Source organism: Brucella sp. NBRC 14130, assembly GCF_040371715.1.
In the GTDB taxonomy this organism is placed as follows: domain Bacteria; phylum Pseudomonadota; class Alphaproteobacteria; order Rhizobiales; family Rhizobiaceae; genus Brucella; species Brucella intermedia.
Genome location: NZ_BAABTE010000001.1, coordinates 241,723 through 255,595, shown reverse-complemented (window position 1 = coordinate 255,595; position 13,873 = coordinate 241,723). Strand labels below are relative to the sequence as shown.

The following is a 13,873-nucleotide window of genomic DNA, read 5'->3' as shown; positions in this document are numbered from 1 at the left end:
GTCAGTCGCTTTCGGAGAGGTTGACGGAAGAGCCGCCGCCATGGCTGTCGCCCGACTTGACCGCGTGAGCTGCGGCCTGGACGCCGTGGGACATCTGCTGCGAACGCTTCATGCGCTTCGCCCAGGCGGGTGGGCCGTCGGTGGCGGGAGATGGGGATGCGGCGGACGCCGAAGCGGCGTCGGCTTCGCCGTCGATCGTGCCAGCGGTGGACGATCCGCCGGTCATTTCGAAGGCTGCGCGTGCCCCGGACTGGTAACTGGACTTGAGGCCATCAGCGGTTTGGGTTGCTGCGCGTTTCAACGGCGAGGTGGCGGCTTGGGCGCCGGCGCTGGCGACATTGCCGAGACCCGACGCCACAGCTGATGCGCCGGATTGGCCGGCAGCGCCCAGGCTGTAGGCGGTCGAGGCGCCGCCCGCGAGCGCAGCCCCGCCACGGGCAGCGGCAGCAGCGCCGCCGGCAAGGGCAGCGCCACCAGATGCGACGGCGCCTACCGTGGCCGCACCCGCCGCGACCATGCCACCAGCGGCGAGACCCGTGCCGACAGCGGCACCAGCGCCAAGCTGCGGGCCGCCGGAGACCAGGCCATTGGCGATGCCGGGACCGAAGATGCCGAGGCCGAGCAGCGACAAAGCGGCGAGCACGATCGCCATGGCGTCGTCGATAGAAGGGGTAGCACCGCCGAATCCGGCGGTGAACTCGGAGAACAGCGTCGAGCCGATGCCGATAATGACGGCGAGCACCAGCACCTTGATGCCGGACGAAATCACGTTGCCGAGCACGCGTTCGCCCATGAAGGCGGATTTGCCGAACAGGCCGAAAGGGATCAGCACGAAACCTGCGAGCGTCGTCAGCTTGAACTCGATCAGCGTCACGAAGAGCTGGACGGCGAGGACGAAGAAGGCGAGCAGCACCAGCATCCAGGCAAACAGCATGCAGGCGATCTGGATGAAGTTCTCGAAGAAGGACCAATAGCCCATCAGGTTCGAGATCGAGTCGAGCAGCGGGCGGCCGGCATCAAGGCCGGTCTGCGCCACCTTGCCGGGGCGAAGAAAGTCAGTGACGGTAAAGCCCGTGCCGGATGCCTTCAGGCCGAGGCCGGCAAAACTCTCGAAGACGATGCGGGCAAGATTGTTCCAGTTGCCGATGATGTAGGCGAAGACGCCGACGAAGAGCGTCTTCTTGACCAGGCGCGCGATGATGTCCTCATCGGCGCCCCACGACCAGAAGAGGGCTGCCAGCAACACATCGATGACGATCAGCGTGGTGGCGATGAAGGCGACCTCACCGCCGAGCAGGCCGAAGCCGCCATCGATGTAGCGGGTGAAGACCTCGAGGAAATGATCGATGACGCCGGTGCCGCCCATATCAGTGCGCTCCCGGCCGGACGGGTTCGGGTTGCGCGACCGGCGCGATGTCCTTGGGCGTGGGCGCGCTTTCCTTGATGGCCGTATCTTCGGTTGGGAAGAGCGTCACCGGCGCCTCCGATGCGGGCGTCCTCGTTCCGCCCGGTTGGGAAGGTTTCGGGCTTTGACCCAGAAATCGGTCACGGGCCTTGGCCCAGACATCGAGGCAGGCGGGATCGCGGGTCCCCGCTTCGCCCATGTCGCGGCACCGGCGCAGGACTTGGCGAAGCGCATCGGTGTCGTCGCGCTCGAGGACGAGCGTGCGGACCTGCGGCTCCTCGGGCTTGCGGGTCACTTCTATGACCGTGGCGGTGATGGCGACGCCGACGAAGACGACGGCGCCGAGCCGGGCGAGCATCTTGCCGTCCATGGCGATCTCCCCGTTCAGTTGCTGCCGGGGAACATCCGGGCGTTGCCCGGCTGGTAGCCCGTGCCTGGCGTCAGGAAACGGCGACGCTGTTCGCGGCCCTGTTCGGCCGCCGCCGCCTGCTCGGCCGATTGCAGCGCCTGTGCGCGACCGTTCGCTGCGACGACGGCGGTGAGGTCGGCGAGTTGCTGGGCCTGAAGGGCGAGGAGCTGGTTGCCGGCCTGGGTTGCCTGAAGCGCGCCGGTGGCGCCCTGGCTCTGGTCGACAAGCGCTGACATCTGGGCGCGGTTGGTGTCGATATTGCCGACGACGCCGGCCTGTACCTTCATGGCGTCCTGCAAGCCACCGACCGTGTTCTGCCAGCGCGATTTGGCGTCGGCGACGAGTTGCGCGTCCGAGGCGGAGAGTGAGGCACTCCCGTATTTCTGCTGGAATGCCTGGTTGATCTGCTGGACGTCGTAGGCGATGTTCTGCGCCTGGCTCAGAAGCTGTTGCGTGCGGCTCACCGACTGCTGGAGCTGTTGCAACGAGGAATACGGTAGATTCGCAAGGTTGCGGGCCTGGTTGATGAGCATCTGCGCTTCGTTCTGAAGCGAGGTGATCTGGTTGGTGATTTGCTGGAGCGCGCGGGCGGCCTGAAGGACGTTCTGCGCGTAGTTGGTGGGATCGAACACGATGATGGCGTGGGCCGGCGTCGTGATGATCGGCGACAGGGACAGCGGGACAGACAGGATGGACGCGGCAAGCAATGCCGCGCGTGAACGGCGCAGTTTCATGGCAGTTTCTCCAGGTCGGTGAGGTTGGGAATGAGGTCGGCGGCCCAGTCAGCGCCGCGCAGGCGCAGCCATGCGCCGAGGAAGCCATCCGGGCCGTGCTCGGCAGTGATGCGGGCGATGGCGGCCTGATCGGTCTTGGAGGATGCGGCGCAGAGCGCCAGCGCCACCTCCGACAGGCCGAGCTCGAACAGCCGGTTGCCGCGTCGGGACTGGCAGTAGTAATCGCGCTTGGGCATGGCCCGCGCGAGGATCTCGATCTGGCGATCGTTGAGACCGAACCGGCGATAGATGGCGGTGATCTGCGGCTCGATCGCCCGTTCGTTCGGCAGAAGGAGCCGGGTCTGGCAGCTCTCGATGATGGCGGGTGCGATGGTGCTGCCGTCGATGTCCGACAGGCTCTGCGTGGCGAAGATGACGGAGGCGTTCTTCTTCCTAAGCGTCTTCAGCCATTCACGGAGCTGGCCGGCGAAGCCCTCATCGTCGAGGGCGAGCCAACCTTCATCAACGATGATGAGGGTCGGCGACCCGTCGAGCCGATCTTCAATGCGGTGGAACAGATACGCCAGAACGGCAGGCGCAGCGTCCGTGCCAATCAGCCCCTCGGTTTCAAACACCTGAACGGTGGCCGTGCCGAGATGCTCGCTTTCGGCATCGAGCAACCGCCCCCAGGCCCCGCCGACGCAATAGGGCCGGAGCGCCTGCTTCAGGTCATTGGACTGGAGCAGAACGCACAGGCCAGTGATGGTGCGCTCGCCCACCGGCGCCGAAGCCAGCGAGGTTAGTGCCGTCCAGATATGCTCCTTCACATCAGGCGAGATGGCGACGCCCTCCCGTGTCAGGATGGCGGCAATCCAGTCCCCCGCCCACGCGCGTTCGCTCGTCTCCTCGATACGGGCGAGCGGCTGGAGGCTGACAGACGTGTCCGAGCCGTCCGTCAGGCCGCCGCCGAGATCGTGCCAGTCTCCGCGCATGGCGAGTGCTGCGGCGCGGATCGAGCCGCCGAAGTCGAAGGCGAAGACCTGTGCGCCGGCGTAGCGCCGGAACTGCAGCGCCATCAGCGCCAGCAGCACGGACTTGCCCGCGCCGGTCGGGCCGACGACGAGGGTGTGACCGACATCGCCGACATGAAGGGAAAACCGGAACGGGGTCGAGCCTTCGGTCTTGCCGAAGAGCAGTGGGGGCGCTGCAAAGTGCTCGTCCCGTTCCGGCCCCGCCCACACCGCCGAAAGCGGGATCATGTGGGCGAGATTGAGCGTGGAGATTGGTGGTTGCCGGACATTGGCGTAGACATGGCCCGGCAGGCTGCCGAGCCAGGCGTCCACGGCGTTGATGGTCTCGGCCATCGCCGTGAAGTCGCGGCCCTGGACGACCTTTTCGACCAGCCGCAGCTTCTCGTCGGCGATGCGCGGATCGGCGTCCCATACCGTCACCGTCGCGGTGACATAGGCAATTCCGGCATAGTCGGCGCCCAGCTCCTGCAAAGCGAGGTCGGCATCCGCCGCCTTGTTCGCCGCATCGGTATCGACCAGTACGGAGGCCTCGTTGGTCATCACCTCCTTGAGGATCGCGGCGATGGACTTGCGCTTGGCGAACCATTGCCGCCTGATCTTGGTGAGCAGCTTGGTGGCGTCCGTCTTGTCGAGCAGGATCGCGCGGGTAGACCAGCGATAGGGAAAGGCCAGCCGGTTCAGCTCGTCGAGCAGACCCGGCGTGGTCGCGGTCGGAAATCCGGTGATGGTCAGCACACGCAGATGCGACGTGCCCAGTCGCGGCTCCAGCCCGCCGGTGAGTGGCTGATCGGCGAGCAGCGCGTCGAGATAGATCGGCGTCTCGGGGACGCGGACGCGGTGCCGGTGCGTGGAGACGCAGCCGTGCAGATAGGTCAGCGTCTCGCCGTCATCGAGCCATCGGCATTCCGACATGAAGGCTTCGATCAACCGCAGCAGGCGTTCGGTGCGGTCGGCGAAGGCGGTCAGCACCTCGTTGGGGTCGATTCCGGTCTTCTCGCGGCCCTCATAGAGCCAGGTCTCGGCGCGGGCGGCATCCTCGGCCGGTGGCAGATAGGTGAAGGTCAGAAAATAGCTGGACTCGAAATGCGCCCCAGCTTCTTCGAAATCGGCCTTACGTTCGGCATCGACCAGCGCTGACGCGGCGTCAGGGAATCTACTCGTCGGGTAGATCGCTGCGGCATGGCGCTGCGCCTCCACGAAGATCGCCCAGCCGGAGCCGAGACGCCGGAAGGCGTTGTTCAATCGTCCTGCGACTGCAACCAGCTCGGCAGGCACGGCGGAATCCAGATCGGGGCCACGAAACCGGGCGGTGCGCTGGAAGCTGCCGTCCTTGTTGAGCACGATGCCCGTGCCGACCAGCGCGGCCCAGGGCAGGAAGTCGGCGAGCCGGCTGTTGCGATTGCGGTATTCGGCGAGGTTCATCATCGCTGCGCGCTCCTCAGACCGAAAGATGCGCGGGGATGCGCAGATGGCGGCGGCCGACCTCGACAAACAGCGGATCGCGCTTGGCCGCCCACACCGTCGCGAAATGGCCGATCGCCCAAATGGCGAGGCCGACCAGCCAGAGGCGAAGGCCGAGCCCGACCGCGCCGGCCAGCGTGCCGTTCATGATCGCGATAGCGCGCGGTGCGCCGCCGAGCAGGATCGGCTCGGTCAGCGCCCGGTGGACGGGAACGGTTAAGCCCGGAACCTCGCCACCCTGATCGACGACGCCCGCCATCAGACCAGCGCTCCGCCGCCGAAGCTGAAGAAGCTGAGAAAGAACGAGCTGGCGGCAAAGGCGATCGACAGGCCGAACACGATCTGGATCAGACGGCGGAAGCCGCCCGAGGTGTCGCCGAAGGCCAGCGCCAGGCCGGTCGAGATGATGACGATCACAGCGATGATCTTGGCGACCGGGCCTTCGATCGACTGGAGGATGGATTGCAGCGGCGCTTCCCACGGCATGGACGAGCCGGATGCGTGGGCGGGCGCTGCCATCACGACGCTGAGCGTGGTGACGGACAGCACCATGGCGAGGCGATGGCGCATTGAACGCGAGGCTTGGATCACAGGTTTTCTCCTTCGGGGCTGGGGGTGAGAGAGGTCGCACCGCCGTCGCCCTCGACAGCCAAGGCCGTGACGGCGGGCGTGACGCGGTAGTCGCCATCCGGGCCGAGGCCCTCGACACGGGCGAGTTCGGAAAGCCGACGCGCGGAGCCGCGGCCGGAGAGCACGGCCACGAGGTCGATCGTCTCGGCGATCAGCGCGCGCGGGACGGTGACGACGGCTTCCTGGATGAGCTGTTCCATTCGGCGAAGCGCGCCGATGGCGCTGCCCGCGTGGATGGTGCCAACGCCGCCCGGATGGCCGGTGCCCCAGGCTTTGAGCAGGTCGAGTGCTTCCGAGCCGCGCACCTCACCGACCGGGATGCGGTCGGGGCGCAGGCGGAGCGACGAACGAACGAGATCGGAGAGAGACGCGACGCCGTCCTTCGTTCGCATGGCAACGAGGTTGGGTGCTGCGCATTGCAGTTCGCGTGTGTCTTCGATGATGACGACGCGCTCGGAGGTCTTTGCGACCTCGGCCAGGAGCGCATTCGTCAGCGTCGTTTTGCCGGTGGAGGTGCCGCCCGCGACGAGGATGTTGGCGCGCGACGCAACACCTTGGCGGAGCGCCTCGGCCTGTGCGGCGGACATGATCCCGGCGGCCACATAGTCGTTGAGGGTGAAGACAGCGACGGCGGGCTTGCGGATGGCAAAAGCCGGAGCCGACACGACGGGCGGCAACAGCCCCTCGAACCGCTCCCCCGTTTCCGGGAGTTCTGCCGAGACGCGCGGGGCGCCGGCATGGACCTCGGCGCCGACATGGTGCGCGACCAGACGCACGATGCGCTCGCCATCGGCTGGCGACAGGCGTTCGCCGGTGTCGGACAGCCCTTCGGAGAGGCGATCGATCCAGATGCGACCGTCCGGGTTCAGCATCACCTCGACGATCGCGGCGTCTTCGAGAAGCCGGGCGATGGCCGGGCCGAGCGCGGTGCGCAGCATCCGCGCGCCGCGTGCCAAGCCTTCCGAATTGTGGTGAGAAACTGCCATCTGATCCCCGTGTCCGCCGGGGAGACATCAGGCGGTCCCCGGACGGGGATGATTAAAAGAGCCATAAATTAGGCCCGTTCAACAAGAAATCAGAGGCGTAGTAGTGTAGCGTGTAAATACAGGAGAACGACGGATTCTACGGATGGCCCATCAATCGGATATATCAAGCCCGAGACTCGACTTACTTCGGCGAGAAGTTGAACAGAGTGTGCTGAAGCCTTTCCGCACCCACGGCTGGTCAATCTCGGACACCAGCGAATATGCGCATGAAGATCTCATTAAGATTACTGCACAACGCGGAATGGAAAAGGTTCGGATTGCTATCCTCTACAGCAGCAGCGGCATCTCCAATCTACGATACAGAGCGTTGGGGAACGAGGTCGATCACATATTTTTTCATGGTCAACCTTATATGTTGGAATCGTTTGCCGCAGGCGTAACCATCCCGGTAGTACCACTCAGTAGCTTTTTCCCGTTCTTGGTGGCACTAAATAAGAGAATTGAACCAGACCGATCGCCACAACTGCCGATTCAACGCCCGAAGACCGTCAAACGTCTGACAGCAGAGCAGCCGATCGATGCTGTTTTTGCTCGGCTCCAGCAATTCACAAGTGTCAACTTAGCGGCAAAGCTTGTTAAACGCCGCGCGGCGGATGCAGACTTGGCCCTGACTCCGGAGGTTGTTGCCAGCAAATCAACCGGCATCGCTTTCTCACTGCGAAGTGCGCTTGATTACATCGTTTCAACGCCGGTTGACCGCCTTAATAAGCGCGTTCTGGGGCTCTACTATGGAACGATGGCCTTCGCACAGGCGGAAATGCTCGCATCGCCCTCTGGGCCTATCGACTTGGACGAAGTCGAAGGAATGACCAAGCAGGGACACGGTCTGTACACGCTCGCCGGTCCGAACGGGGTATTCTCAGACCTTCGCATCGGTGTCTTGGCAACCGGCTTCCTTCCGCAATGGGCCAGCTTTCTTGGCTACGACATCACAAATTATCCTACACGGAAGGCGCGTTCCTTCGGCGATATAGAAAAGCAGCCGCAAGGCACCGTATGCTCGCTCCGCGACCTATTCTCATCAGTGCCGGAGATCGACGATCTTTTCTCTGAGGTTTTCAACGGGGCGGTCAATTGGCTATCTGTTCGCTACGACGACAAAACTAATATGCGGTTTTCAGTCCATGGTATGGCGGAGAAAAAGTACGATAGTACCTATGGTTTGTTTCATGACCGCTCGGGTGAAATCTCTGTCGAGCGCTTGAGCAAAGCAGGCTGGCCCCTCGCAGAGATCCAACGGGTCGAAGACTTTGTCGGACCGGGAACCCTATTCAGGGCACGTGTCGATCATGCTGGGCATGATGTTTGGTGGAGTGTTCTGCCAACACATTCGTCTCCATTCGGGACAAGAAGCACCCTCTTGTTGCCGACTGTCGGGGGGCTGAGAGATTATAGGACAATCGTAGCAGTAACCTTATATGCCCTGTCGATAATGGCTCGTTACATGCCTAGTGCATGGCGGCGCATTGAAGGAGGCGATGACGATCAATATCTCGCATTGATCAAGGCTTCCCTCAGTGTCTGGGAACGCGTCCTCCCAGAGCATTTTCTCGAAAGCATTGCGGGTGAAATCGTCCATACGGCTCAGCCAGGCAGTTTTTTTGGCTAATATGACAGCCGGTTGACAGTCACAAATCGTCATCGGTTCGGGGAACAATATCCTCCGAAATCTCCTGCCTGAGCTTCGGTCCCTTGGCGAGACGCCGACCGAGCGCAGTGACGAACTGATCGTATCGCTCGCCGGCCTTGGCGCGTGCTGCCTGCGCGGCGGGCTCTGGTAACGCAGGCGTGGTCGCGAGCCAGAACTTGATGAACACGGCCAGGCTCTCCACCGCGATGCCGCTATCGCGCTCAAGCCGGGTCATGCGTCGATCGAGCTGATCGAGACGCTTGGCGATCACTGCTTCCCGGCGCTCAGCCGCATCCGGTGACAGGAAGGAGGCGATCGCGGCCTCGGCGATCATCGACTGTGACTGATCCCGGCGCGCGGCATGGTCGGCAAGCATCGTCATGATCGCCGGATCGAGATAGACCGATATCTGGGACTTCTTCTTACGGGTCTCCATGACGGTCACAGCTCCATGCCGTCGTTCGGATCGAGCGAGACCTGTCGCGCCACGCCCTGCATGATCCCGCTCATCCGCCTGTTGCGGGTGGCGGCTTCCTTCATCTCGTCATCGCGATCAGCATCGATCTCGAACTCGTTTTCGATCGGCGGCGTTTTCTCGACCGGCTGCAGACGATTAAGCTCCGGTTGGTGGCGGCGCTCGGATTCGGTCGGGTCTTCATCCTGGGTGGCGTCGACCGGTTTCGCCTCGGCGAGCTGGGGAGGTCGCGGAAGCGGCAGCGAGGTCCAATCGTCGGGGCGCCCCTGCTTCGGTGTGGCGAGGGCGGGAGGCGGCAGAAGACGCTCCTTGAACCTGATGTCCTCGTAATAGCGCGCCTTCTTCGCCCGGATCGGCGGCGTGCCCGCGACCATGACGATCTCGTCGCTCGGCGGAAGCTGCATGATTTCGCCGGGAGTCAACAGCGGGCGCGCCGTCTCCGAGCGCGAGACCATCAGATGCCCGAGCCAGGGCGAGAGCCGATGTCCGGCATAGTTCTTCATCGCCTTCATCTCGGTCGCGGTGCCCAGAGCATCCGAAACGCGCTTGGCGGTACGCTCATCGTTGGTCGCGAAACTCACGCGGACGTGGCAGTTGTCGAGGATGGAGTTGTTCGCCCCGTAGGCCTTTTCGATCTGGTTCAGCGACTGCGCGATCAGGAAGCTTTTCAGCCCATAGCCGGCCATGAAGGCCAACGCCGATTCGAAGAAGTCCAGCCGCCCTAGGGCCGGGAACTCGTCCAGCATCAGGAGCAACCGGTGCCGCCCGGCTTTGGCCTGCAGATCCTCGGTCAGGCGGCGGCCGACCTGATTGAGGATCAGGCGGATCAGCGGCTTGGTCCGGTTGATGTCGGACGGGGGCACGACGAGATAGAGCGTCGTCGGCTGTTTGGCTGTCACGATGTCAGTGATGCGCCAGTCGCAGCGGCGCGTCACCTCGGCGACCACGGGATCACGATAGAGGCCGAGGAAGGACATCGCAGTGGATAGCACGCCCGACCGCTCGTTGTCGGATTTGTTCAGCAGCTCGCGCGCGGCGCTGGCGATGACGGGATGCGGTCCGACTTCGCCGAGATGCGCCGTCTTCATCATAGCGGCGAGCGTCGACTCGATCGGTCGCTTGGGATCGGAGAGGAAGGCGCCGACACCGGCAAGCGTTTTGTCCTCTTCGGCATAGAGGACATGGAGGATGGCGCCGACCAGTAGCGCATGACTGGTCTTCTCCCAATGGTTCCGTTTTTCGAGCGAGCCTTCTGGGTCGACCAGGATGTCCGCGATGTTCTGGACGTCGCGCACTTCCCACTCACCCCGGCGGACCTCCAGCAGTGGATTGTAGGCCGAAGACTTTGCGTTGGTCGGATCAAACAGCAGCACACGGCCATGCCGCGCGCGAAAGCCGGCCGTAAGCTGCCAGTTCTCACCCTTGATGTCGTGAACGATGGCCGAGCCCGGCCAGGTCAGCAGCGATGGCACGACCAGACCCACGCCCTTGCCGCTTCTCGTCGGCGCGAAGCACAGCACATGCTCCGGCCCGTCATGGCGAAGATAGTCACGATCGAGCTTGCCGAGCACCACGCCATCCGGGTCGAGAAGCCCGGCGGCTTTGACTTCTTCCGTCTCGGCCCAGCGAGCGGAACCATAGGTCTCGACCTTCTTGGCCTCACGCGCCCGCCAGACCGACATGCCGATGGCGACGCCCACGGCGATGAAGCCGCCTGATGCGGCGATGAATGCGCCTTGGGTGAAGATGCCAGGCGCATAGGCGTCGTAGAAGTACCACCACCAGAAGAAGGCGGGCGGCAGGTAGAAGGGGAAGCCGAAGACCGTGAACCACGGCGGCCCGAGCTGTGCCTGGAAGCCCAGCTTCCATGCGACATATTCGGTGGCGCCCCAGGTGGTGGCGAGAACGATCAGGAAGACAGTGAGGATCTGACCCCAGAGTATTTTGGTGGCCGACATGGCGACGGTCCTTTCTTGGGAATGAGGGTTAGAGGCCGAGCCCCCGTTTGCGGCCAAGACTCCAATCGACGCCGCCATCGTCGCGGGCGACGCCGGAGACATGGCGGCCGAGCTGCTTTTCGAGCGAGGGCGTCCAGGGCACGAGTTGGAAACCGAGTCCGTCGTCGATCATGGCGAAGCGGCCGGAGGCGAGCGTGAGGCGTCGGCGATAGGTGCCGGCGACATATTCGCCGCTGCCTGACCGGTTAAAGGGCTGGCCGGTCTCGGTGGCGAGCTTGTCGCCAGCCGCCTCCAGTTCCCGGCGGCGTAACGTGTCGATCAGGTTGCGGCCGAAACTGATGCGCTGGCCCTGCCGCTCGGCAAGACCCTGTTCGATCAGATGCTCAGCGCGGGCAGACATCGCTTGCCGCACCTCGGCGCCGAAGCCGCCTTCGGAGAGAGCGACCGGCTCGCGCGCAATGTTCTGCCGATCGAGCCAGGTGGCGCCCGACGCCGTGACCTGAGCATCAACGTCGAGATCGGAGCGCACGGCGAGCGCGACGCGGCGCAGGCCACGCGCGTCATCGAACTTCCTAAGTTCGACGATCGAGCCCGGCGCACTGTCGCCGGCCGCATTGAGGTCGGGCAGCTTGATATGATGGGTGCGCCCATCCACGCCATCGACCACGGCGTAGGCCGTGCCGTTCAGCTCGTCATCGAGACCGCGTTCGACCAGCCGCCCGACGACGGGCAGATCAAGGCTTTCGGCCGCCAGGACATAGTTGGTGGAGCCGCGGTCGATACCGCGCTCGGTCAGCGCCTTGTGCATCCGCTTGATGATGTCGCCACGTTCGCCCAGCTCGCGCAGCGTCTTCTCGGCCTCGGGTTTGATGAACCATTGCGCGTTGCCGACCTGGCTGGCGAGGCCGAGGGATTCTAGCTTGCGCAGGCGCCCGACCTTCAGGGCGTGGAACTCGTCGGGCTGCTGGCTGGGAACCGGCGCAAGGTCGATGATGCCGGTATCGCGCCCGTCGCGGGCAAGCTGACGGTCGAGTTGGGTCCAGCGTTCCGTTTCGATCTGTCGCTCGAGGGTGCGGCGGATGTCGAGATCGGTGCGTGGCCCCAGTTCCTGGGTGATGAGATCGCGCGCCCGGTCGCGCATCCCTTCCTTGATGTAGTCGCGCGCGATGACGAGGTCCTGGCCGTCGCCACGAATGCCGCGGACGATCAGATGGACATGCGGGTGTTCGGTGTTCCAATGATCGACCGCCACCCAATCGAGCTGAGTGTCGAGATCCTTTTCCATTTGCCCGACGAGATCGCGGGTGAAGGATCTGAGGTCGGCCATCTCCAGCGCGTCGTCGGGCGAGACGATGAAGCGGAAGTGGTGCCGGTCGTCCTGGCAGCGCTCGGCAAAGACACTGGCGTCGGCATTCTCGGTTTCCGGCCCGAACAGGCGGGCCTTCTCCCCGTCGCGGGTCACGCCCTCTCGGCGCAGATAGTTGAGGTGCTGCGCCAGTGGTGCGGCCCGGGCCGTATGGCGCACGACGCGCGCCTTGATGACGGCTCCGCGCGAGCGCGAAGTGATGAGGCGGTTCGCCTGGATGCTCTCGCGCTGGCCATGTCCGAAGCGCGAGCGATTGCCCGGCACGATGCGACCCGAGCGCGACACGCCGCCACCGGCCTTCTTCGCCGCTGCCAATGCCTGCGCGATGAAGGGCTTGGCCCGCTGCGCGCCTGAGGAGCGGATGCGGCCCGGGCGGACACGGAATTCGCGCTCATCGGACATGGCGCGGCTCTGCAATGTGCGAAAGCTCTAGGGAAAACAGCGGTTTGGGCGTGTAGCGCACATTGCCGATAAAGGCCGCAAGGTGCGGAACCTTCAAGAAAACCCAGCAAAAACAACCAACCGACCGAAGCGCAATGTGCGCCCTTTTATCCTGCCCTCCTTCGGTCGTGGTGCCTGCCTCCACCCCCAGCACCCTCCATGCTGCGCCAGAGCCCGACAGGATGCGAATGGGAGGCAATGCAGTCATGGGACCGGCCTTTCCGTAGGGCGCGGCACGAACAATCCGCCGGACTGCGGCGCGATGGCAGAGACATCGCGCACGGTAACTGCTGCCGGCGCGTCGGTCGGTGGACGATCCGCCGACACGGGATAGGCAGCTGTAGCGCTTATCCGCTGCGCTACAAACAGCGGCGCGCGCGTCCAGGCGAGCGGCTCAACCGAGGCGACCATGACAGGTTCGGCGGTTTCGCTGCCGTTGATGATCGGCGCGATGGTTGCGACATAGGCGCGGGTTTCGGCGGGCAGCGGGCGACCGGAAAGCGATGCTTCGTAGCGGCCGGGACCGGCATTGTACGCCGCGAGAAACCCTGGGGAGCCGTAACGGTCGTACAGTTCGCGCAGGTAAGCCGTGCCCGCCAGGATGTTGTCGCGCGGGTCATAGGGATCGCTGCCGAGCCGATGCCGGACGCGCAGTTCCGCCCAGGTGTCGGGCATGATCTGCATCAGCCCCATCGCGCCGGCCGACGAGACTGCCTGGCGGTCGCCCGCGCTTTCTACCCGCATGACGGCCCTGATCCATGCCGTCGGGATGCCGAAGCGCTGCGAGGCCTCCGCGATATGGGCGGCATAGGGGTCTGCAGGCGCCGGACGCCGCACCGGCTCCGCCTGCGCCAGTGCGGAGGCCGTCCATGGGGCGGCAAAGATCAGGCCGGAAAGAAGAAGGAGGGCGGGACGGCGCATGGTGTCAGTCCTTCCCGCCGCGCGCCTGCGGGCGGCTCCAGTGCAGTGACCATGCGTTGCCGGCATCGTCGTCGCGGAACAGGTTGGCGCGGATCGGCTGCTTCAAAGCGGGATCGTCGATCAGCAAGGCGATATATTCGCCTGCGCGTTCGCCGGTACGCTTCCAGCCCGCTCCGACTTCCGGGCCGGCCTCCGCTTTGCCGTCGTCGCTGGCATGGATGCGGAAGTCCGGCGCGTCCTCGGCATCGGACGGCTCTGCCGAAACGATGACGATGTCGCGGAAGAGCGTGAACGTCTCGATGCGCCCGACAAAGCCGGAGGTCTCGCGTGTAAATTGGCCGATCTGGGGCATGGTGGGTTCCTTGGCGGTGGCGTTGGGAGACCCAT

General features: G+C 64.5%; 13 protein-coding genes. 1 reads left to right on the top strand and 12 read right to left on the bottom strand.

The features are described 5' to 3' along the window. Position 1 precedes the first annotated feature (1 nt). The 7 genes from trbL to trbB are packed head-to-tail and all read right to left on the bottom strand — an operon-like array spanning position 2 to position 6,635. Positions 2 to 1,366, bottom strand: a complete 1,365-nt coding sequence (gene trbL / locus ABWW28_RS01175) for a P-type conjugative transfer protein TrbL (RefSeq protein ID WP_353389933.1) — start codon at positions 1,364 to 1,366, stop codon at positions 2 to 4. 1 nt (position 1,367) lies between these two features. Continuing rightward, positions 1,368 to 1,775: a putative entry exclusion protein TrbK-alt gene (gene trbK-alt, locus ABWW28_RS01170; protein WP_353389930.1), complete on the bottom strand. Its 408-nt coding sequence runs from the start codon at positions 1,773 to 1,775 to the stop codon at positions 1,368 to 1,370. Positions 1,776 to 1,789: 14 nt separating this feature from the next. Continuing rightward, positions 1,790 to 2,548, bottom strand: a complete 759-nt coding sequence (trbJ, locus tag ABWW28_RS01165) for a P-type conjugative transfer protein TrbJ (RefSeq protein WP_353389927.1) — start codon at positions 2,546 to 2,548, stop codon at positions 1,790 to 1,792. Continuing rightward, a complete protein-coding gene (gene trbE, locus ABWW28_RS01160) occupies positions 2,545 to 4,983 on the bottom strand; it encodes a conjugal transfer protein TrbE (protein WP_353389924.1) in 2,439 nt (812 codons plus the stop codon). Before trbE ends, trbJ begins: the two co-directional genes overlap by 4 nt. A gap of 13 nt (positions 4,984 to 4,996) precedes the next feature. Beyond that, positions 4,997 to 5,278 carry a VirB3 family type IV secretion system protein gene (locus ABWW28_RS01155; protein WP_353389921.1) on the bottom strand — a complete coding sequence of 94 codons (282 nt, stop codon included), beginning with the start codon at positions 5,276 to 5,278 and terminating at the stop codon, positions 4,997 to 4,999. Continuing rightward, positions 5,278 to 5,589, bottom strand: a complete 312-nt coding sequence (locus ABWW28_RS01150) for a TrbC/VirB2 family type IV secretion system protein (protein ID WP_097622889.1) — start codon at positions 5,587 to 5,589, stop codon at positions 5,278 to 5,280. The genes ABWW28_RS01155 and ABWW28_RS01150 overlap by 1 nt, the downstream gene beginning before the upstream one ends. A 17-nt stretch (positions 5,590 to 5,606) precedes the next feature. After that, positions 5,607 to 6,635 carry a P-type conjugative transfer ATPase TrbB gene (gene trbB / locus ABWW28_RS01145; RefSeq protein WP_353389918.1) on the bottom strand — a complete coding sequence of 343 codons (1,029 nt, stop codon included), beginning with the start codon at positions 6,633 to 6,635 and terminating at the stop codon, positions 5,607 to 5,609. Between the two features lie 142 nt (positions 6,636 to 6,777). On the opposite strand from trbB, the gene ABWW28_RS01140 reads away from it, so the two are divergent. After that, complete coding sequence (locus ABWW28_RS01140; RefSeq protein WP_353389915.1) at positions 6,778 to 8,304, top strand: YaaC family protein; 1,527 nt, start codon at positions 6,778 to 6,780, stop codon at positions 8,302 to 8,304. 19 nt (positions 8,305 to 8,323) lie between these two features. Here ABWW28_RS01140 and ABWW28_RS01135 read toward each other — a convergent pair whose 3' ends face one another. From ABWW28_RS01135 to ABWW28_RS01115, 5 genes are all read right to left on the bottom strand, one after another. Beyond that, the gene (locus tag ABWW28_RS01135; protein ID WP_234186994.1) at positions 8,324 to 8,761 is read right to left on the bottom strand and encodes a CopG family transcriptional regulator; all 438 of its coding nucleotides are present in this window, start codon (positions 8,759 to 8,761) and stop codon (positions 8,324 to 8,326) included. 5 nt (positions 8,762 to 8,766) lie between these two features. After that, positions 8,767 to 10,758: a conjugal transfer protein TraG gene (locus ABWW28_RS01130; protein WP_353389912.1), complete on the bottom strand. Its 1,992-nt coding sequence runs from the start codon at positions 10,756 to 10,758 to the stop codon at positions 8,767 to 8,769. Between the two features lie 28 nt (positions 10,759 to 10,786). After that, a complete protein-coding gene (locus ABWW28_RS01125) occupies positions 10,787 to 12,526 on the bottom strand; it encodes a relaxase/mobilization nuclease domain-containing protein (RefSeq protein WP_353389909.1) in 1,740 nt (579 codons plus the stop codon). A 243-nt stretch (positions 12,527 to 12,769) separates the two neighbouring features. Beyond that, positions 12,770 to 13,486, bottom strand: a complete 717-nt coding sequence (locus ABWW28_RS01120) for a lytic transglycosylase domain-containing protein (RefSeq protein WP_353389906.1) — start codon at positions 13,484 to 13,486, stop codon at positions 12,770 to 12,772. A 4-nt stretch (positions 13,487 to 13,490) separates the two neighbouring features. Next, a complete protein-coding gene (locus tag ABWW28_RS01115; protein WP_353389904.1) occupies positions 13,491 to 13,838 on the bottom strand; it encodes a DUF736 domain-containing protein in 348 nt (115 codons plus the stop codon). Between the last annotated feature and the right edge of the window lie 35 nt (positions 13,839 to 13,873).

Coding starts and splice junctions, on each gene's coding strand:
- trbL (WP_353389933.1), bottom strand. CDS start 1,366: ATGGGCGGCACCGGCGTCATCGATCATTTCCTCGAGGTCTTCACCCGC.
- trbK-alt (WP_353389930.1), bottom strand. CDS start 1,775: ATGGACGGCAAGATGCTCGCCCGGCTCGGCGCCGTCGTCTTCGTCGGC.
- trbJ (WP_353389927.1), bottom strand. CDS start 2,548: ATGAAACTGCGCCGTTCACGCGCGGCATTGCTTGCCGCGTCCATCCTG.
- trbE (WP_353389924.1), bottom strand. CDS start 4,983: ATGATGAACCTCGCCGAATACCGCAATCGCAACAGCCGGCTCGCCGAC.
- ABWW28_RS01155 (WP_353389921.1), bottom strand. CDS start 5,278: ATGGCGGGCGTCGTCGATCAGGGTGGCGAGGTTCCGGGCTTAACCGTT.
- ABWW28_RS01150 (WP_097622889.1), bottom strand. CDS start 5,589: ATGCGCCATCGCCTCGCCATGGTGCTGTCCGTCACCACGCTCAGCGTC.
- trbB (WP_353389918.1), bottom strand. CDS start 6,635: ATGGCAGTTTCTCACCACAATTCGGAAGGCTTGGCACGCGGCGCGCGG.
- ABWW28_RS01140 (WP_353389915.1), top strand. CDS start 6,778: ATGGCCCATCAATCGGATATATCAAGCCCGAGACTCGACTTACTTCGG.
- ABWW28_RS01135 (WP_234186994.1), bottom strand. CDS start 8,761: ATGGAGACCCGTAAGAAGAAGTCCCAGATATCGGTCTATCTCGATCCG.
- ABWW28_RS01130 (WP_353389912.1), bottom strand. CDS start 10,758: ATGTCGGCCACCAAAATACTCTGGGGTCAGATCCTCACTGTCTTCCTG.
- ABWW28_RS01125 (WP_353389909.1), bottom strand. CDS start 12,526: ATGTCCGATGAGCGCGAATTCCGTGTCCGCCCGGGCCGCATCCGCTCC.
- ABWW28_RS01120 (WP_353389906.1), bottom strand. CDS start 13,486: ATGCGCCGTCCCGCCCTCCTTCTTCTTTCCGGCCTGATCTTTGCCGCC.
- ABWW28_RS01115 (WP_353389904.1), bottom strand. CDS start 13,838: ATGCCCCAGATCGGCCAATTTACACGCGAGACCTCCGGCTTTGTCGGG.